Below are 546 nucleotides of genomic sequence, written 5' to 3'. Positions count from 1 at the left end.
CATATTGCCACTGGTAGACATTATTAAACTAGAACTACCTGAAATGGACGATGATGAATTACAGGCAACTATTAAAAACCTTAAGCAGCATGACGTAACTCTTCTGGCGGAAAAGATCGAAACACCTGAGCAATTTAAGCGCTGCCACGAACTTGGCTGCGACCTCTTCCAAGGCTATTTTTTATCCAAGCCCGAGATAATTAAAGGTAAGAAAATCGCTGCAGGAAAAATGGCAATAATTAACCTAATTTCTGAAATTCAAGCACCCGAGATTGATATGGATGGCTTAACCTCCATTATTTCCCGAGACCCGGCACTAAGCTTCAAGCTTCTCAAGCTAATTAACTCTGCCGCCTTTAAACGAAGCAACACCATCGACTCTATTCACAAGGCAGTCACCTTACTGGGCATAGATAAAATTAAGAGCTGGGCCAGCTTGCTGGCATTAAGCAAGTTGGACGACAAGCCCGAAGCGCTGCACTATATGGCGCTGGTACGTGCACTAATGTGTGAAAGGCTATCGGAATATATTGAACCAAGCCTAAA

Annotated in this window: 1 protein-coding gene; it reads left to right on the top strand. The window is 43.2% G+C overall.

Annotated elements, in window-relative coordinates; genetic code table 11:
- Positions 1–546 (top strand): EAL and HDOD domain-containing protein (locus A3757_RS23595; RefSeq protein WP_156506527.1); only part of this gene is annotated, 546 nt, incomplete at both ends.

This window comes from Oleiphilus sp. HI0117 (assembly GCF_001635235.1).
This window is presented reverse-complemented; position numbering and strand designations above follow the sequence as displayed.